Annotated in this window: 14 protein-coding genes; 9 read left to right on the top strand and 5 right to left on the bottom strand. The window is 55.0% G+C overall.

The window, feature by feature from the left end; genetic code table 11:
- Positions 1–51 precede the first annotated feature (51 nt).
- The gene (locus Q0835_RS14855) at positions 52–2766 is read right to left on the bottom strand and encodes an EAL domain-containing protein (protein WP_298962454.1); all 2715 of its coding nucleotides are present in this window, start codon (positions 2764–2766) and stop codon (positions 52–54) included.
- 502 nt (positions 2767–3268) lie between these two features.
- On the opposite strand from Q0835_RS14855, the gene dapB reads away from it, so the two are divergent.
- Positions 3269–4081, top strand: a complete 813-nt coding sequence (gene dapB, locus Q0835_RS14850; RefSeq protein WP_298962451.1) for a 4-hydroxy-tetrahydrodipicolinate reductase — start codon at positions 3269–3271, stop codon at positions 4079–4081.
- Between the two features lie 29 nt (positions 4082–4110).
- Positions 4111–4731, top strand: a complete 621-nt coding sequence (locus Q0835_RS14845; RefSeq protein WP_298818727.1) for a 2,3-bisphosphoglycerate-dependent phosphoglycerate mutase — start codon at positions 4111–4113, stop codon at positions 4729–4731.
- 68 nt (positions 4732–4799) lie between these two features.
- Here the strand turns inward: Q0835_RS14845 and Q0835_RS14840 are convergent, their stop codons facing one another.
- Genes Q0835_RS14840 through Q0835_RS14830 form a run of 3 tightly spaced genes read right to left on the bottom strand, consistent with a single transcriptional unit; the run spans position 4800 to position 7488 of the window.
- Complete coding sequence (locus Q0835_RS14840; protein ID WP_298962448.1) at positions 4800–5801, bottom strand: adenosine kinase; 1002 nt, start codon at positions 5799–5801, stop codon at positions 4800–4802.
- A gap of 29 nt (positions 5802–5830) precedes the next feature.
- A complete protein-coding gene (locus Q0835_RS14835) occupies positions 5831–6721 on the bottom strand; it encodes a prephenate dehydratase (protein ID WP_298962443.1) in 891 nt (296 codons plus the stop codon).
- 20 nt (positions 6722–6741) lie between these two features.
- Positions 6742–7488, bottom strand: a complete 747-nt coding sequence (locus tag Q0835_RS14830; RefSeq protein WP_298962505.1) for a 3-deoxy-manno-octulosonate cytidylyltransferase — start codon at positions 7486–7488, stop codon at positions 6742–6744.
- Between the two features lie 184 nt (positions 7489–7672).
- On the opposite strand from Q0835_RS14830, the gene Q0835_RS14825 reads away from it, so the two are divergent.
- The 7 genes from Q0835_RS14825 (at position 7673) to Q0835_RS14795 (ending at position 17778) form a co-directional block, all read left to right on the top strand.
- The gene (locus tag Q0835_RS14825; protein ID WP_298818733.1) at positions 7673–8224 is read left to right on the top strand and encodes a cytochrome c family protein; all 552 of its coding nucleotides are present in this window, start codon (positions 7673–7675) and stop codon (positions 8222–8224) included.
- A 239-nt stretch (positions 8225–8463) separates the two neighbouring features.
- Positions 8464–9804, top strand: coding sequence for a diguanylate cyclase (locus Q0835_RS14820; protein WP_298962440.1), 1341 nt, complete (start codon positions 8464–8466; stop codon positions 9802–9804).
- A 171-nt stretch (positions 9805–9975) separates the two neighbouring features.
- On the top strand, positions 9976–11796 hold the full coding sequence (locus tag Q0835_RS14815) for an extracellular solute-binding protein (RefSeq protein ID WP_298962438.1): 1821 nt from the start codon (positions 9976–9978) through the stop codon (positions 11794–11796).
- Positions 11796–13679 (top strand): extracellular solute-binding protein, encoded by a 1884-nt coding sequence (locus tag Q0835_RS14810; RefSeq protein ID WP_298962435.1) that lies wholly within the window; start codon positions 11796–11798, stop codon positions 13677–13679. Before Q0835_RS14815 ends, Q0835_RS14810 begins: the two co-directional genes overlap by 1 nt.
- A gap of 66 nt (positions 13680–13745) precedes the next feature.
- Entirely contained in the window at positions 13746–14870 is a 1125-nt protein-coding gene (locus Q0835_RS14805) for a microcin C ABC transporter permease YejB (protein WP_298962433.1), read from the top strand.
- A 3-nt stretch (positions 14871–14873) separates the two neighbouring features.
- A complete protein-coding gene (locus Q0835_RS14800; RefSeq protein WP_298962430.1) occupies positions 14874–16133 on the top strand; it encodes an ABC transporter permease in 1260 nt (419 codons plus the stop codon).
- A gap of 13 nt (positions 16134–16146) precedes the next feature.
- Positions 16147–17778 (top strand): ABC transporter ATP-binding protein, encoded by a 1632-nt coding sequence (locus Q0835_RS14795; protein WP_298962427.1) that lies wholly within the window; start codon positions 16147–16149, stop codon positions 17776–17778.
- A gap of 23 nt (positions 17779–17801) precedes the next feature.
- On the opposite strand, the gene Q0835_RS14790 is transcribed toward Q0835_RS14795, so the two are convergent.
- On the bottom strand, positions 17802–18416 hold the full coding sequence (locus Q0835_RS14790) for a hypothetical protein (protein WP_298962424.1): 615 nt from the start codon (positions 18414–18416) through the stop codon (positions 17802–17804).
- Positions 18417–18465: the final 49 nt, after the last annotated feature.

The raw sequence follows: 18465 nt of genomic DNA, 5'->3' as shown, positions 1-18465 counted from the left end.
GTCGCTTGGCCCCCGTTTTTTGTTTGTCATGTGATATGTGGTTCGGCGTGATCAACCGGCTTCGGCAGAAACCTGATCGGTTCCGTTCATATTGACGAGATATCCATGAAAATCGACGCCGGCCATTGGCCGGGCGAAGTGATACCCCTGGATCAGAGAGCAACCGAACGACCGGATCAGATCACATTGTTCCAACGTTTCAGCCCCCTCGCATATCACGTTGATTCCAAGTGAGCGCGCCATCGAAACGATGGCCTGGACAAGTGCCTGATCGTCCTGGTCCTGGTCAAGGTCCATGACAAAGGCGCGGTCGACCTTCAGCGTGTCTATCGGCAGGCGTTTCAGATAACTAAGTGACGAATAACCGGTTCCGAAGTCATCAAGGGATATCCTTATGCCGAGAGAACTGATCGCGGTCAGGATCTCCACCGGGTTGGTTCGCTGATCGTCAAACATCACGCTTTCAGTGATTTCCAGACACAGATGTGTAGGGTCCATGGCGGTGTCGTGAAGTATGTCGCGAAGCTCGGTGAGAAAATCTTCATCGCGGCATTGGCGTGGTGAGATGTTGACGCTGATGCTTTCCAGCTTCATTCCGTTGCGATTACAGGATTGATAGAAAGTGCAGGCTTCCCGAAGCACCCACTCTCCGAGGGGAACAATGAGACCGCATTCTTCCGCCACCTGAATAAACTCTGTCGGAGGAACGACGCCCAGCTTGTCGTCCGTCCAACGCGCCAGCGCTTCACAGCCGACGACTTTGTTCGAGTCATAGTCGACAATGGGTTGGTAATTGAGGTGGAGCTCGCCATTTTCAATTGCACGCCGCAAGGAGGCTTCCACAAGACCCGCCCGTGCGGTCTGTTCATTCATTCGGGTGGCAAAGAACCTGTAACTCGTGCCACTTTCGGCCTTTGCCTGGTGCATACTGGTGTCGGCCTGCAAAAGCAGGACTTCGTCATCGTCACCGTCATTTGGCGCAAGCGTTATGCCGAGGCTTCCGGAGAGCACGACGCGGGTGCCATCTTCAAGTTCGATCGGGTCGCTGATATCGGTCAGGATCTCGCGCGCAATCCGCTCAATTTCCCAGCGGTCTTCAGGGTCGGACAGGATGATGGCAAATTCATCGCCGCCCATGCGAGCGACCGTTTGGTCAGGACCCATCGTCTGTGTCAGCCTGGCGGCGACGCTCTCAATCACCTGGTCGCCTGCCTTCGGTCCATAGGTCTCATTGACCATCTTGAAGCGATCGATGTCGAGGATCATCAATGCAGTCAGAACGCCGTCATGCCGGTTGCGTTGCAGGCTTTGCCGCAGCCTGTCCAGGAGCAGGCGTCGGTTGGGCAGGCCTGTCAGAATATCGAAATTGGCATTCTTGGTTGCCAGTTCTTCCTGGCGTTTGCGTTCGCTGATATCAGTGATCGTTACATAAAGGGCGTTTTCTCCGCGCCATTCCGTAAGACGAACATGCTGTTCAAACCAGACCGTGTGCCCGTCCCTGTGCTGCCCTTTGACATCATATACGCGCGGCGCGCCACCTTTCCCACGCATTTTGAGATAGCTGCGGAGACGGTCATGTTCTTCAGGGGCATAAAATGTCAGAAGGGGGGTTCCGACCAGTTGTTCGGACGTGCCCGGTTCATACCCGAGCATTTTCAAGAGAGCGTCGTTTACGTAAAGAACGCGCCGATTGGAATGTACCAGAACACCGTGCAGCGAACCGTCGATCATGTCCTTGAACTGAGCATCTCTGTTTCTGACGGTTTCAAAGGCAGTCTGGAACATGGCAGACAGTTTGTTGAATTCGGAAATGAGTCCGGCCTGCGGAGCCGAAACCAGGCGGTCCTGGCGCAGGTTCATGGCATAACGCATCAGCCGACCGAGTCCGGCACTGGTTATCCTGTTGACCAGAAGCGCTGCACACAGAGCCAATAAAACGGTATAGACGAGAAACGGTAGGAACAGCTGGCTATAAGTTGCCTTGACATTCTTAAGCGTATCAATCGGTTGCTTTATGATGGCGGACAGCATGTGTCCGTCAAGATCGGCGATAAGGGGCGCAATGACGAAAAGCTGATCATTTTCAAGCAGGTACTGAACGTTCTCTGAGCCGGTGGTCGCCCTGTGATGCAGTGTTTCGCTCATCAATTCGCCGATGCCGGCAACAATGTGATGGTCATGAGCGAACGAAATGTCATCGACCTGCAGGTTCTTGGCGAGTACGCCCGGAAGCGAAAAGGAGCTTGTAACCGACGTACCTCCAAAAACCCGGCCAAGAAGCTGTCCGGTTTCCGGATCGATTACCAGGATTGACAGCGCGGCTGTGACTTCCATGGGGTCGGTGTGATGATTGGCATAGGTGATCCAGATATCGGGAGGCATGGCCTGACGGACATTGAAAGGCAATTGATCCGTCAAGTCGATCAAGCCGAGGCTGCTTTTGACCCAACCGCTTTCATCTGGAAGATCGATTAACAACAGGTCGAGAACAGCGCTGGTCATGCTTTGCGACGCCTGTTCCACAATTGTCTTTGCGGCGGCAGCGTCCTTTTCAGCCAGCGCATTTTGAAGCGCCGGGTCGCTCGCAACGGTGCGAATGCGTCCTTCGAGTTGGTCCAGATGTTGGTTGAAAACAAGACGCGCCAGCGTCGCCTTCGATTTGGCGCTACGGGCAACTTCGTATTCGGCGATCGACAGACTTCCCATATAGGTGACCCAGAAAAGGGCGATCCCCGTGCCGACCAGCCCGACGGTAAAAAGCGCCATGACAAGCCGGCTGAACGGGAATGAAAACCGGCCTCTCAAAGTTGCTCTCCGTGGGTGCCGGGAGTGTGATCTAAAGATTGTGCAGCAAAAAGGCTCGCCTGGTTGAGCGGGGTCAGGCTGTCATGGCCAAAGGTGACTTTTCCAGATTTGGAGCGCCCCCGAAGCCCTGGCGTCAATTTGGTCGCAACTTTTTTCATTCGTTCTCAGACCATCCGAATACACCATCATGAAATCTTTGGCTTGATTTCACAATTGTTAGAATAAGCAATCGGAAGCGTCACTGTAACTGTTCAAAGTTTATCTTAGGTGAATTGAAGGAAAGTTTTTAGTCAACAAAAATACGGGAATAAACTTAACTTTGACTATGAAATCTGAAATCCATTCCTAGTAATATTTACAAGGAATTAGGTAGCGCAAGTCTGCTGCCGGACAACATATCAAGCGTTTGCCTCCCTGTGCGAAACTGCTATACCCCCTTCGAAAGTTGATTGAGAGGTTCGCAATGGCGCAGATGCGTTTGGTGGTCGTCGGAGCTGGTGGCCGAATGGGTCGAGCCTTGACGCGTGCCATAACCGAAGCACCGGGTGCAATGGTGGTCGCAGCAGTTGACCGGGAAGGCGCTGACTGTCTGGGAAAAGACGTCGGAGATCTTGCAGGTACCGAGACACTTGGAGTGCCCGTCACCGACGATCCCCTGTCCGCTTTAGCCAAGGCGGACGGGGTGGTAGATTTTACCGCACCTCCAGCCAGTCTCTATTTTGCTGAGCTGGCCGCACAAGCACGGATTGTCCACGTCATTGGCACGACCGGCTGGGCTGAGGGGCAGGACGAACCTCTTCGTGCTGCGGCGCGACATGCGCGCATAGTCAAGAGCGGCAATATGAGTCTGGGCGTTAATTTGCTCGCCAGTTTGGTGCGCAAGGCTGCTGCGGCGCTTGACACCGACTTTGATATTGAAATCCTGGAAATGCATCACAAACACAAGGTTGACGCGCCGTCGGGAACGGCCTTGCTGCTTGGTGAGGCCGCAGCCGAAGGGCGCGGGCTCGATTTGGGAACCCATTCGGTGCGCACGCGGGACGGTATCATGGACCCAAGGCAAACAGGCGATATAGGCTTTGCTACCTTGAGAGGCGGATCCGTCATTGGAGAACACTCCGTGATCTTCGCTGGTGAAGGCGAAAGGATCGAACTGTCACACAGGTCCGAAGACAGGCAATTATTTGCGCGCGGTGCCGTGAAGGCCGCGCTTTGGGGCTTTGATCAAAAGCCCGGATTTTATTCCATGGCCGACGTTCTCGGCCTGAACGACTGAAATTGAGATCGAAGCTTAAGGAGCACGGCATGGATCGCCTTCTTGTGCTTGTCCGTCATGGGCAAAGCGAATGGAATTTGAAGAACCTGTTTACCGGCTGGAAGGATCCTGGTCTGACCGAACAGGGGGTTGCCGAGGCTCACAAGGCCGGACAACAGCTAAAAGACCTGAAACTGGAATTCGACCTCGCCTTTACTTCGGTTTTGTCACGGGCACAGAAAACTCTAGATATCATTCTAAATGAGCTTGGCCAGACAGGTCTGGAAACGTTCAAGGATCAGGCGTTGAATGAACGGGATTATGGTGATCTGACGGGCATGAACAAAGACGAGGCCCGTGAGCAATTCGGCGAGGAACAGGTCCATATCTGGCGCCGATCCTACGATGTTCCGCCTCCCGGTGGCGAAAGCCTCAAAATGACGGCAGAGCGGGTCCTGCCTTACTACAAGGCGGAAATTCTGCCGCGTGTGCTGGCGGGCAACCGGACAATTGTCGCTGCCCATGGAAACTCGCTCAGATCTTTGATCATGGAGCTTGAAAACCTCAGCCCGGAAGAAATTCTGAAACGCGAACTTGGAACCGGCACGCCGATCATTTATCGGCTCGATGAAAACGGCGGCGTAGTCAGCATGCAGGATCTTGCCGACTGACATCCCGCTTTTCAGCAAATCGCCAATACAGAAAAATCAAAGGGGCGATGATCGCCCCTTTGTCGTTTCTAGACTTCAAATCCGCTCTGTGCCGCCAGGTGTTTCAAGGGGTGTTCCGGGCGTGCGCCAACGTGACTGATGACACTCGCAGCACATAGGCAGCCAAGCTCAGTCGCATCGGCGATCTTGTAGTCGCGCGCGAGCCCAAACAGAAAACCGGACGCAAACAGATCGCCGGCCCCTGTCAGGTCCACAACGTTGGCAACGTCCTTGGCGTCAACTTTCACGGTTTCTTCCCGGTCGAAGGCCATCGCGCCCTCGGAGCCCAGCGTCAGGGCCGTCAGGGCACCGTTTTCCTTGGCAGCACTGATGGCTGTGTCGAGATCGCCTGTCTGGTAAAGCGCCTTGAGTTCATGCTCGTTTGCAAACAGAAGATCAACAACGCCGTCGGCCAGAAGCGATTGAAATTCATCACGGTAACGGTCAACGCAAAAGGAATCGGACAGTGTCAGGGCGACCTTGCGATTGTTCAGGTGTGCAACCTCGGCCGCTTTGAGGAAGGCTTTTTTGGCCTCTTCCGGGTCCCAGAGATAGCCTTCCATGTAAGTGACAGCCGCAGCGGCAACGACATCTTCGTCCACATCGGACGGGCTGAATTCGGTGCAGGCCCCAAGATATGTGTTCATGGTGCGCTCACCATCCGGCGTGATCAGGATCATCGAGCGCGCGGTCGGTTTCCATTCCCGAAGGCGCGGTGTGTTGAAATAAACGCCTGTTCCGTTCATGTCGTGAGAGTAGCTGTCGCCCAGTTCGTCTTCCGCCACTTTGCCGAAATAGGCAGGACGCCCCCCCAGAGATGCAATGCCGGCGGCCGTATTGCCGGCACTGCCACCGGAGACCCTGACGGTCTGCCCCATCTTGTTGAAGAGACGCACCGCTTCTTCGGTGTCGATTAGACGCATCGATCCCTTGATCAGGTTTTCCTGGAGAAGAAAATCTTCTTCAACATGTGCAAACACGTCGCAAATGGCATTTCCGATGCAAAGGGCATCAAATCTGGTTTCGGTCATATTGTCCTCTGGTAGCGTCAGGGGTGACGTTAGGAATTGGGATTGGGTCTGAGGGCGCGGTTGGCCTCAGGCTCTTTGATTTTTTCTCGGAACGGGCTGGCGCGGTAGACCCCGAGCATGTTGAGCTCTGCGCAGAAGAAGGCAAGCTCCTCAAGGGCGAGAGCGACCGCCGGGTCTTCCGGGTGGCCTTCTACATCCGCATAGAACATGGACGCAAAGAATTGGCCTTCGAGCTGATAGGATTCCAGCTTTGTCATGTTGACCCCGTTGGTCGCAAACCCTCCGAGCGCTTTATAAAGCGCAGCCGGCACGTTTCGAACACGGAAGATGAACGTGGTGATAACCGGTTGGCCGTTATGCGCAGCCTCCATCTTGTCACGGGAGAGAATAACAAACCGTGTTGTGTTATGCGCTGCGTCTTCAACGTTTTTACGCAGGATGTCGAGATTGTAGATCTCGGCCGCCATTTCAGGTGCAAGAGCGCCGACGCTGGGATCATTCAACTCGGAAATCTGCCGCGCTGAGCCGGCCGTGTCACCGCCGACCACGGCGGTCAGGCCGAGTTCCCGAATGACATTGCGACACTGTCCAAGGGCGTGAATGTGGCTTTGAACCTTTTTCAAATCCTCCACGCGGGCACCCCTGGGCGCCATCAGTTGAAACTTGATCGGCATGAAATACTCGCCGATGATGTTCAGGTCTGACTTTGGCAGAAGATGATGGATGTCTGCGACACGGCCCGCGACGGAGTTTTCGATCGGGATCATGGCAAGGTCTGCCGAACCATCCGCCATTGCGGAAAAGCAGTCCTCGAAGGTCGCGCAGGGAATAGCCTCGTAGTCGGGATAAACGCTTCTGCAGGCCATGTGGGAGTTGGCGCCGGTTTCTCCTTGAAACACAATTCTTTTTCTATCTGACATGGGTAAAAAAGCCTGACTTTCTAGGATGTTCTGTAGGCTGCGCGTGCGCGCTCAAGATCTTCCGGTGTGTTCACGTCCATGGGTGCGCTGTCAATGACCGAAACATCGATCCGCATACCTGCTTCAAGCGCACGCAGCTGCTCCAGCTTTTCGCGAATCTCCAGAGGAGATGGCGGAAGGGCGACAAACCTTGCCAGAGCGGACCGCCGATAGGCATAAATCCCGATATGGTGATGGTGCGGACCGTCGCCGCTGGGAGCCAACGCGCGGGTGAAGTAAAGCGCCCGGTGATGCCCTTCACCATTTGGCGTCGTGACAGCCTTTACGAAGTTCGGGTCATCACGGAAGTCAGGGTTCGTAAACTCCGTCATGATGGTCCCGATCTGGACTTCAGAAACGGTCAGCGGAGCAAAGGCTGCCCGAATCGCTTCCGGTGCAATCAAAGGCACATCACCTTGAACATTGAGCACGACTTCGAATTTTCCGTCCGGATCAACCAGTCCGACGGCTTCATGAATGCGGTCCGAACCGGACGCATGATCAACCCGCGTCATCACTGCCTGCCCGCCATGGTCCTTGACGGCATCGAAAATGTTTTTGTCGTCGCAAGCGACGGCAACCGGGCCGATATCCGCATTCTGGGCTTGCTCGAGAACGCGCACAATCATTGGTTTTCCGCAAATATCGGCAAGCGGTTTGCGGGGAAGGCGTGTTGCCGCAAGACGGGCGGGTATGATCACAAGAGCGGCGGTCAATCGGGTCTCCATTCGGTCGGACGGGCAGAAAAGGTGCAAAAAAACCGGGCCGCGTCCGTTTGTCGTATCAGATGCCCTTTTAAAGCTATGGACAGCAAGGTCAAAAAATTTGTAGGTTCCGGCAAAATTCGAAAAGCTGATAGGGGTCGCAGTGTCACTGCGGGCCCGGACGCGTATGAGCTTGGAGCCGGAGAGAATGGATTCCTTCACGCTGAACAAGATCGCCGGTGCGATCCTGATGGTCCTGATTTTGACAATGGGTGTTGGTATTGTCTCCGACATCATCTTCCACCCGACAATCCCCGGCAAACCGGGCTATGAGATTGTCGTGGCATCTGCGGAAGATTCCACTTCTGAAGTTCAGCCTGAGCCGGACGTTGTGCCGATTTCAGAGCTGCTGCTCGCAGCCTCGGCATCGGAAGGTGAGAAAGTCGCCAAGAAATGCGCCGCTTGCCACACGTTTGATGACGGCGGAGCCAACAAGGTCGGTCCGGCGCTTTGGGATGTGGTCGGTCGCAAACCTGGCGGCGTCGACGGTTTCGGATATTCTGCCGCCATGAACGAATACGGTTCGGCGAATGCCGAGTGGACCTATGAAGGTCTTGAGTCCTTCCTGGCTTCCCCGAAGAAATACATCCCGGGTACGTCCATGGGTTTTGCCGGCCTTCGCAAGCCGGAAGAGCGGGCCAACATGATTGCTTACATGCGTGAGCTGTCCGCTTCGCCAAAACCGCTGCCGGCAGAGTAAAACACTCCCGCCGCAGCGCCAGTTGCTACAAATTCTCAAGGAGCCGGGTCTTGCACCCGGCTTTTTTGTGGGAACTGGGCGAAAAATTAACAAATCTGACGTCACGTTATATGCTACGCGGGCGAAGGTCGGGTGTGGGCCGCATGGGCATAAGTCTAACGAGAGATCTACTAGGCAAAACAAATGGGGCGGTTGCCGCCTCCCTTGTTGCCGTCGCGTGTTTTCTCGTCGGAATTGCAGTGACAGCGCATGTGGGCCAGCTCGTGCGCAACGAACTGGTCTCCCAACACAAGCGCGAAGTGATCGCCAACCTGTCGGAAGCTCATGCTCGGCTTGAGGGCGAACTGAGCCGCACAGTCGCGTACGGTTTCGGATTGAGATCCGTAGTCTCCCAGGTCTCAGGTGCACCATTCGACATGGAAGATTATCGCGAAATTTCGATCGATCTGATTGAGGAAAATCCGTCGATACGCTCCATCGGTCTTGCACCCAACAACATTCTGCGCGCTGTTTATCCGTTTGAACCGAACCAGGCTGCCATCGGTCTCAACTACAGAATGAACACCGCCCAGTGGCCAGCGATACGCAAAGCCATGCTCACCCGGGAGGTGGTCATTGCCGGGCCGCTGGAACTGGTTCAGGGAGGTCGGGCTCTCGTGATCCGCATTCCCGTTTTTCCGGCGACTTTCCCGGGGCAGCCCACAAAGGACCGGCCCTACTGGGGTGTTGTGACGCTTGTGCTGGACGAAGCCGGTTTGATGGAGTCTGCCGGGATCAGGGAAAGTGTCGGCGGCCTTCGTATGGCGCTTCTCAACAAGAATGCCGTAAACAGCCAATCCGCGGTCATTTTCGGATCTGCGTCAATTGAGAATCTCGATTTTGTATCTCTGCCTCTTCATTTGCCGGGTGGATTGGATTGGGAACTGATCGCCTATCCGGAGATTGGCTGGTCCAATATGGGCAACAAGGTCTGGGTCACCCAGCTGGTCGGAAGTTTCCTTTCTCTGGTCTTTGCGGCAATGGCGTTTCTCCTGATCAGTGAGGTCTACAAGGTCCGCTCAATGGCTTTGCATGATCCGTTGACGGGGCTGGCCAACAGACGGCTCCTTGAGGATCGGATGATGCAGCTGGCTGCCATGTGCGAACGCAGCGGATCCGGTTTCGAGATTTTTTACGTCGATCTGGATGCATTCAAACCGATCAATGACAGTTATGGGCACTCGGTTGGGGACCGTCTGCTCGTGGAGGTCGGGCAAAGGCTGCAGAACCAGGTTCGAAGGACAGATACGGTCGCGCGTGTTGGCGGTGACGAATTCATTGTCCTGACCCCGGGAAACATGCGCAGGCAGGAACGGAAGTCCTTTCTCACCAGACTGTCCGACCACGTATCTCGTGTCTTTGAGTATTCGGGAGCGCGGATTGACGTTAAGGCAAGTATCGGAACGGCAAGCTACCCAGGAGATGCAGCAACTGTCGAAGACCTACTAAGAGTTGCTGATGGGCGAATGTACGCCCAAAAGGCTAAAGCTAAGCAAAATTTACAAGACCCTTCCAGGAAGGGAGTGGTCCAAGCTGGTTAAATTTCTGTCATCTTGCCAACCAGCTGGTGACGTTTGGTCAGTGCGTCCCTACACTGTTTACATAAGGTCCGATGATTTGGGCCGCGAAACAGGAAAGGGACGGAAAAGCCCATGGTGCTCAATTGGTGTTCTATTAGGCGGACCGCAGCAGGAGTAGTGCTGGCGGGAGCCTTGTCTGCTACGGCATTAGGTACTGGTGCGGTAAAGGCAGAAGAACCCGAATGGCAACATGCCGCTGCTTTGAACGGCGCGCCGAAATATGGCCCTGACGCTCCCCACTTCGACTATGTCAATCCCGAAGCGCCAATAGCCGGGACTGTTCGCCTGGCCAGCCGCGGCGGGTTCGATACCTTCAACATCCTGGCGCAAAAAGGAAGCATCGGGCCTGGCATCCTGATCATATACGAGAGCCTGATGGAACCGTCTCTCGATGAAGAGGACATCAGTGCCCAATATGGTGTTCTGGCCGATGCGGTACGTTATCCAAAGGACTACTCCTGGGTCGAATACCGTCTCAACCCCGATGCCAAATGGCACGACGGCATGCCAGTGACACCGGAAGATGTGGTCTGGTCTTTTGAAAAGGCGATTGAGCTCGATCCGCAGCGCAAGTTTTATTTCCAGAATGTCACGAAAACTGAAATCGTGGATGACCGGGTTATCCGCTTCACCTTTGATGCATCCGGCAATCGCGAACTGCCGAAAATCATGGGTCAACTCACCGTTTTGCCAAAGCACTGGTGGGAGGGCACCGACAGCAAGGGTGAGCCGCGTGATATCTCAAGAGCCACGCTTGAACCCCCGCTGGGCTCTGGCCCATACCGGATCAAGGATTTCACGGCCAACCGGCAGGTGAACTACGAACGTGTCGACGATTATTGGGGCAAGGATCTGCCCATTCGGGTCGGCACCTACAATTTCGACGAAATCCGTTACATCTCTTTTCTCGATGACGCAGTTCAGTTCGAAGCCTTCAAAGGCGATCAATACGACTATCATCTTGAGCGCAGTTCCAGCCAGTGGGCGAAGCGCTACAATTTCCCGGCAGTCGAAGATGGCCGCGTCGTCAAGGAAATCTTTCCCGACAGATCATCCGGTGTCATGCAGGGTTTTTTCCTGAACCAGCGACGGGAAAAATTCCAGGACCCGGATGTACGTAGAGCGCTCAACTTCGCTTATGACTTTGAAACCACCAACGAGATCGTTTCGGCAAACCTCCTGAAACGCGTCAACTCCTATTTTGCAGGTACTGAACTCGCCTCATCGGGCCTTCCCGAAGGCAAGGAGCTGGAGATCCTGGAAGAGGTGAGGGGCGAAGTCCCGCCCGAAGTCTTCACCCAGGAATACACCAACCCTGTTGGTGGAAATCCGCAAAACGTCAGGGCCAACCTGCGCGAGGCAGTGAAACTTCTGCGCAAAGCCGGCTATGAACTCAAGGATCGTAAGATGGTCGACCCCGACACCGGCGAGCAGCTCAGCATCGAGTTTCTCTATCGGGACAAGGCCAGCGAGCGGACACTGCTGCCATACGCCAAGAACCTTGAGAGCATTGGCATCAACCCGATATTGCGGCTCGTGGATACGTCCCAGTTCATCAACAGAGTGCGGTCGCGCGATTTCGATACGGTCGTACTGGCGATCGGTCAGTCGCTCTCACCTGGAAACGAGCAGCGGGAGTATTGGGGAACGACATCCGCCGATAATCCGAGTTCGGCCAATTATGCGGGCATCAAGAACCCGGCAATCGACAAGCTGATCAACAAGGTCATCTTCGCCGAAGACCGTGAGACATTGGTGGCTGCGACCCATGCGCTCGATCGGGTGCTGTTATGGAACCACTATGTGGTGCCGCAATTCTATTCCGATGAAACGCGGACCGCGCGCTGGAACCGCTTTGCGCATCCTGAACAAATGCCTGAATTCAGTACCGGATTTCCTACGATCTGGTGGTACGATGAAGAGCTGGCGGCCAAGACGAAGGCGATCAAGTGATGAAAAAGGGCTTGTCTCCCACGCGCCGTCAGATGCTGCAACTGTCTGGAGCGGCAATAATCGCGGCCTCGACACCTCTTGCCGCTAAAATGGCACTTGCCGCACCAAAGGGCCCACGGCACGGTCTGTCGGTTTTCGGAGACCTGAAATACGGGCCGGATTTCACTCATTTCGAATACGTCAACCCGGACGCGCCAAAAGGGGGAGCTTTCTCGTTTCAAGCACCCTACTGGTACTTCAATCAGAATGTTCAGACCTACAACACCTTCAATTCCTTCATCCTGAAGGGCGACGCACCACCGCGTATGGAGCTGTGTTTCGACACGCTCATGGTGCGTGCCTATGACGAGCCGGATGCGGTCTACGGCCTGGTGGCCGAAACTGTAGAAGTCTCTGAAGACGGCAACACGTTCACGTTCAATCTTCGGCCGGAGGCTCGGTTCCATGACGGATCCAAGCTGACTGCCGAGGATGTTGCATTTTCCATCATGATGCTGAAGGCCGACGGTCATCCTCTGCTGAGCCAGCCGCTTGGCGTCCTGAAGGATGCTGAAGTGCTGGGTGAGTATCAGGTTGCGTTTCAATTTGACGGAACGCAGGCCCGGAGCTTCCCTCTCGCAGTGGCCGCCGACTATCCAATCTTCTCAAAACGCTACTACACGGCTTACGATTTCAAGCAGTCGACGCTGACCCCGCCTTTGTCATCAGGTCCCTATAAGGTTGGCAGGCATGCGGTTGGCCGATATGTCGAATATCACAAGGTTGAACACTACTGGGCAAATGATCTTGCGGTCACCAAAGGTCAGCTCAACTTCTCAACCATCCGCCTTGAGTTCTTCCGCGAGCGGCAAGTTGCCTTCGAGGCGTTCAAAAAAGGCGACGTCCTTTATCGCGAAGAGTTTTCATCCAAGAATTGGGCGACGGAATACAATTTTCCGGCTGTCGAGGATGGCCGTGTCGTGCGCCGTGATTTCCCTGATGGCCGTCCATCGGGTGCACAAGGGTGGTTCTTCAACACACGCCGGCAAAAGTTCAAGGATCCGAGAGTTCGCGAAGCTCTGGGGTTCGCCTTTGACTTCGAGTGGTCTAACGAGAACCTCTTTTACGGGCTTTACAAGCGCACAGAGTCGTTCTTTGAAAATTCGGATATGAAGGCCGAAGGCATGCCATCGGCAGCTGAATTGGAGCTGCTGGAGCCTTTCCGGGATCAATTGCCGGAAACAGTGTTCGGCGAGCCGATAATTCCGCCGGTAAGCGATGGGTCAGGTTTTGACCGAAAGCTGCTGCGCCGTGCCAGCCAGTTGCTGAAAGAAGCAGGCTATGAGCGCGATGGTCCACAGCTGATCGGGCCGGACGGCAAGCCGTTTGAAGTTGAATTCATCAACAACACGACAGCCTTCGAGAGGATCACCAATCCCTTATTGAAGAACCTGGAGCGGCTCGGTATCAAGGCCAACTTGCGCATTGTCGATCCAGCCCAGTACCAGGCCAGGCTGAACGACTATGATTTTGACATTGCAAGCCGCCGGTATTCGCTCGCGCCAACTCTTTCGGACACCATTCGCGAATTGTGGGGATCAAGGGCAGCGGCAACACCGGGGACCTACAACACGGCTGGCATCTCAAGTCCTGTTGTCGATGCCTTGATCGACAAGGCAATCGCGGCCCAGACACGCGAGGAAATGAACACTGCAGCCAGTGCTCTGGACCGTGTCTTGCGCTCGGGATTTTACTGGATTCCCCAGTGGTACAAGAATGTCCACAATGTCTCTCTATGGGATGTCTACGGCTTTCCGGAAGAAACGCCGCGTTATTTCTTCCCGGTTGAAGAACTCTGGTGGATAGATCAGGAAAAGGCGCAAAAACTCGGCAAAGGCGGGTAATCTTTCCGACAGTGACACCTCCGGCCCGCTTCAGAAGGCCAAAGATAAAGGGAATGCACGTAATCCATGGGCGCCTATATTCTTCGCCGACTGCTGCTCATGATACCGACGCTGGTCGGAATCATGGCCATAAATTTCGTGATAATCCAGTTCGCGCCGGGAGGCCCGGTTGAGCGTGTCATAGCGCAGCTTCAGGGGACCGATGTTTCGGCCACCTCACGGATTAGCGGCGGCGGCAGCGATATGCTCGGAGGGGGGAACGATTCCTCCGGTGGTAGCGGGGCTGCATCGGCTGACGCGGTCAGCTCCAAATATCGCGGCGCTCAAGGTCTTGATCCGGAATTCATTGCCGAGTTGGAAGCGCAATTCGGCTTTGACAAGCCGCCATTTGAGCGGTTCCTGACGATGCTCTGGAACTACGCACGGTTCGATTTCGGCGAGAGCTACTTCAGGGATATTCGAATTATTGACCTGATTGCCGAGAAACTGCCCGTCTCGATTTCTCTCGGTCTCTGGATGACACTGATCTCCTACCTTGTGTCGATCCCGCTCGGCATCCGCAAGGCGGTCAGTGATGGATCTCGCTTCGACGTGTGGACGTCCGGTGTCGTGGTTGTCGCCTACGCCATCCCGGGGTTTCTCTTCGCTGTTCTCCTAATCGTGCTGTTTGCCGGCGGATCCTTCTGGGACATCTTCCCGCTGCGAGGGTTGGTGTCGGACAATTGGAAATCTCTCTCCTGGCCAGCCCGGATTGCGGACTATTTCTGGCACTTGGCGTTACCACTCACGGCCATGGTGTTGTCTGCCTTCGCAACAACGACGCTTCTGACCAAGAATTCGTTTCTGGACGAAATCCGCAAGCAATATGTCATCACCGCCAAGGCGAAGGGACTGAATGAAAGTCAGGTGCTCTACGGACATGTGTTCCGGAACGCGATGCTGATCGTCGTCGCCGGTTTTCCAGGCGCATTCATCTCTTCATTCTTTGCTGGGTCGTTGCTTATTGAGACAATTTTCTCGCTCGATGGCTTGGGTCTGCTTGGATTTGAATCGGTGATCAACCGTGACTATGCCGTCGTCTTCGCAACTCTCTATATCTTCTCGCTGATGGGTCTTCTGGTGAACCTTGTTTCCGATCTCACCTACACCTGGATCGATCCCCGGATCGATTTCGAAAGCAGGGAGGTCTGAGCCATGCCATCCGATCATAGCAAGGATGCAGGCGGCAGCTTCGATATCGGCGATCCCCGAAGCGAGGCAGTAGCCTATGAGCCGGCGATAGAAGCAGCTTTTGTCGAGACGGATCATGAACCGGTCACCGAACACAACGACACTGCGGACCTCGTTCCCTATACTGCTTCACGCATTTCACCCATCAATCGCCGCCGTCTTCAGAATTTCAAGGCCAACCGAAGGGGCTTTTGGTCGCTTTGGATTTTCCTGGTGCTGTTTTCAATGGCGATGCTGGCGGAATTTCTAACCAACGAACGCCCCATTCTGGTGTCCTACAAGGGTGAACTGCTCGCGCCAGTATTCGTCGACTATCCGGAAGAAAAGTTCGGTGGTTTTTTGGCCGTAACCGACTACAGGGATCCCTTCATTCAGGAAGAAATTGCGGCGAATGGCTGGATGCTCTGGCCGCCTGTTCGCTACAATCATCGGTCCGTGAACCGCAACATTCCGATCCCTGCCCCGGCGCCGCCGTCCTGGACCATGAACAAGGAAGAGCGGTGCGCCCGTTACCCAATGGGAGCGGATGATCCGAACTGCGTCATTGGCAACTGGAACTGGCTCGGCACCGATGATCAGGGCCGTGATGTGCTCGCCCGGATGGTCTATGGCTTCCGGATTTCCGTCCTCTTCGGTCTTGCCCTGACGCTCGCTTCTTCCGTCATCGGCATCGCCGCCGGTGCAGTCCAGGGGTATTACGGCGGCTGGGTCGATCTCGGTTTCCAGCGCTTTATCGAAATCTGGACCGCAATTCCGACCCTTTACCTGATCCTGATCGTGTCTTCGTTCCTGGTTCCGGGATTCTGGACACTCTTTTTCATATTGCTCGCTTTCTCCTGGGTGGCGCTGGTCGGCGTTGTCAGGGCCGAATTCCTGCGGGGCCGAAATCTGGAATTCGTGTCCGCGGCAAGAGCGCTTGGAGTGTCCAATCCGGTCATCATGTGGCGGCACCTGCTCCCCAATGCGATGGTCGCAACGCTTACATTCATGCCGTTTATTCTCAATGGCTCGATTTCGACCCTTACGGCGCTGGATTTTCTGGGATTCGGGTTACCGCCCGGGTCGGCTTCGCTTGGTGAATTGTTGGCACAGGGTAAGAACAATCTTCAGGCCCCCTGGCTCGGCATTACCGGCTTCGTGGTGATTTCGCTGATGCTCAGCCTTCTGATCTTCATCGGCGAGGCCGTGCGCGATGCATTCGATCCGCGCAAGAGCATGGGTTAAGGAGGAAACGGCAATGACAAAAGAAATCCTCCTTTCAGTCCAAGACCTGTCCGTAGCCTTCACGCAAGGCAAACGCCAGACCCTCGCAGTCGACCGGATCTCGTTTGACCTCAAAAAGGGTGAGACTGTCGCTCTGGTTGGTGAGAGTGGGTCCGGCAAGTCCGTGTCCGCCCAATCGGTTTTGCGCCTGTTACCCTATCCGACCGCATCCCATCCTTCCGGGAAAATCATGATGAATGGTGTGGATCTGCTACAGGCAAATGAGGAAAAACTTCGCGAAGTGCGCGGCAATGGCGTCTCGATGATTTTTCAAGAGCCGATGACGTCTCTCAACCCGCTTCATCCGGTGGAAAAGCAGGTCTCCGAAATCCTGAAGATCCACCGTGGCATGAGTGACACCAAAGCGCGTGAACGTGTTCTTGAGCTGTTGAACCAGGTCGGCATCCGGGAGCCGGAAAAACGCCTGAAATCCTATCCGCATCAGCTATCGGGCGGCCAGCGCCAGCGCGTCATGATCGCCATGGCGCTCGCCAACGAGCCGGATCTCTTGATTGCCGACGAGCCGACCACGGCGCTTGATGTGACGGTTCAGGCTCAGATCCTGGAACTCCTGCAGAACCTTCAGAAGAAGCAGGGCATGGCCATGCTTTTCATCACTCATGATCTGGGGATCGTGAGAAAGTTCGCAGACCGCGTATGCGTGATGACCAATGGTAAAATCGTCGAGCAGGGGCCGGTTGCCGACATTTTCGACAAGCCACAACATGACTATACGAAACACCTCCTGGCGGCCGAGCCGAAAGGGGACCCGCCGGCAACCGACAAGGACAAGCCGATTGTGGTTCAGGCTGACAACCTGAAGGTCTGGTTTCCTGTCAAGCGCGGCCTGTTGCGAAAGACCGTCGATCACATCAAGGCCGTTGACGGTATCGACATCACCGTGCGTCAAGGACAGACACTCGGGATTGTCGGCGAAAGTGGATCCGGCAAGACGACGCTTGGGCTGGCGATCCTGCGCATGATATCTTCCACCGGCCGCATCGCGTTCAATGGCAACGAGATCCAGACCAATTCCTGGAAGGAAATGCGGCCCCTCCGGCGGGACATGCAGATCGTGTTTCAGGATCCGTTCGGTGCCCTGAGCCCGCGCATGTCCGTTGCCGACATTGTCGGCGAGGGCCTGCTTGTTCACTTCCCGGACATTTCTCCTGAAGAGCGTGACCGCAAGGTGGCCAATGCCTTGGAAGAAGTCGGCCTTGATGTGTCCACGCGCCACCGCTACCCGCACGAGTTTTCAGGTGGCCAGCGGCAACGGATATCAATCGCAAGAGCCATGGTTCTGGAACCCAAATTCGTGATGCTCGATGAACCGACATCTGCATTGGACATGAGTGTACAGGCACAGGTCGTCGATCTCCTGAGGGACCTGCAAAAGGCACACGGTCTCGCTTACCTGTTCATTTCTCACGATTTGAAGGTTGTGCGTGCGCTCGCCAACGAAGTTGTCGTAATGCGTCAGGGAAAAGTCGTGGAATCCGGCCCGTCAGAGCAGATTTTCGACGCTCCCCAAACGGACTATACAAAGGCGCTGATGGCTGCAGCCTTCCGCCTGGAAACAGCTCCGGAAGGCGTTGTCGGTGTTTGAACCAACAACGCCAGACAGCCAGATCAGCGACAGGGTTTGATCGGATCGTCCTGTTGGACACCTGGTTTGGAAGGCACATTTCTCAAGTCATAATCTGTAGCAAGGACGACGAATTGGGGAAGCTCGGACGTCTTCAGGTAGGTCGAGATCAGCATTTGTCCGTTGTCCTCCGGATCTACCTTGCAACCGGCGACGTCGATCATCAACGATCCGCTGATGGCATTCCGCCTCGTTTCAGGCAATGAAAGAAACTTTGCCTGCAGGGATCGCAATTCGTCGATCTGAACTTCGGGAATGCGGAAAATCGATACGGTCTCATCCTGGTTGTGATGAAATTGTTCTGCAGACTTGGCGGGCAGCGAAGTTCTTGTCAGAAATATCTCTTTTTGTTTCAAAACGCGTCCGGTCGATTTCTCTCGCATGACAACCTTCATGCGAGCACCATTCACCGGGACTTTCAGCCTTTGCGAATGCTGAACCGCAATCAGGAAATGCTCCGGATCGGTCTTGGCGGGGTTGAAAGCGTCAAGGTCGGCGCTGTGGGCAAGGCCGGTCTTACCCAGTAACACCAAAAAAGCAACAAACAGGGATTTCAGGCACGGCGACAGGATCGCGCGCTGGAACATTGGTCCAAACATTCGAGAAACTCCATTCTGGTAATGGAGGTAATTAATTATCGTAAAACAA

The organism is uncultured Roseibium sp. (genome assembly GCF_947499295.1).
GTDB lineage: Bacteria > Pseudomonadota > Alphaproteobacteria > Rhizobiales > Stappiaceae > Roseibium.
The sequence above is the reverse complement of the archived record's forward strand: the minus strand, read 5'-3'. Positions and strand labels throughout refer to the sequence as shown.

Excerpts from the sequence above, each read along its gene's own strand:
- Q0835_RS14855 (WP_298962454.1), bottom strand. The coding sequence starts at position 2,766 with ATGGCGCTTTTTACCGTCGGGCTGGTCGGCACGGGGATCGCCCTTTTC.
- dapB (WP_298962451.1), top strand. The coding sequence starts at position 3,269 with ATGGCGCAGATGCGTTTGGTGGTCGTCGGAGCTGGTGGCCGAATGGGT.
- Q0835_RS14845 (WP_298818727.1), top strand. The coding sequence starts at position 4,111 with ATGGATCGCCTTCTTGTGCTTGTCCGTCATGGGCAAAGCGAATGGAAT.
- Q0835_RS14840 (WP_298962448.1), bottom strand. The coding sequence starts at position 5,801 with ATGACCGAAACCAGATTTGATGCCCTTTGCATCGGAAATGCCATTTGC.
- Q0835_RS14835 (WP_298962443.1), bottom strand. The coding sequence starts at position 6,721 with ATGTCAGATAGAAAAAGAATTGTGTTTCAAGGAGAAACCGGCGCCAAC.
- Q0835_RS14830 (WP_298962505.1), bottom strand. The coding sequence starts at position 7,488 with ATGGAGACCCGATTGACCGCCGCTCTTGTGATCATACCCGCCCGTCTT.
- Q0835_RS14825 (WP_298818733.1), top strand. The coding sequence starts at position 7,673 with ATGGATTCCTTCACGCTGAACAAGATCGCCGGTGCGATCCTGATGGTC.
- Q0835_RS14810 (WP_298962435.1), top strand. The coding sequence starts at position 11,796 with ATGAAAAAGGGCTTGTCTCCCACGCGCCGTCAGATGCTGCAACTGTCT.
- Q0835_RS14805 (WP_298962433.1), top strand. The coding sequence starts at position 13,746 with ATGGGCGCCTATATTCTTCGCCGACTGCTGCTCATGATACCGACGCTG.
- Q0835_RS14800 (WP_298962430.1), top strand. The coding sequence starts at position 14,874 with ATGCCATCCGATCATAGCAAGGATGCAGGCGGCAGCTTCGATATCGGC.
- Q0835_RS14795 (WP_298962427.1), top strand. The coding sequence starts at position 16,147 with ATGACAAAAGAAATCCTCCTTTCAGTCCAAGACCTGTCCGTAGCCTTC.
- Q0835_RS14790 (WP_298962424.1), bottom strand. The coding sequence starts at position 18,416 with ATGTTTGGACCAATGTTCCAGCGCGCGATCCTGTCGCCGTGCCTGAAA.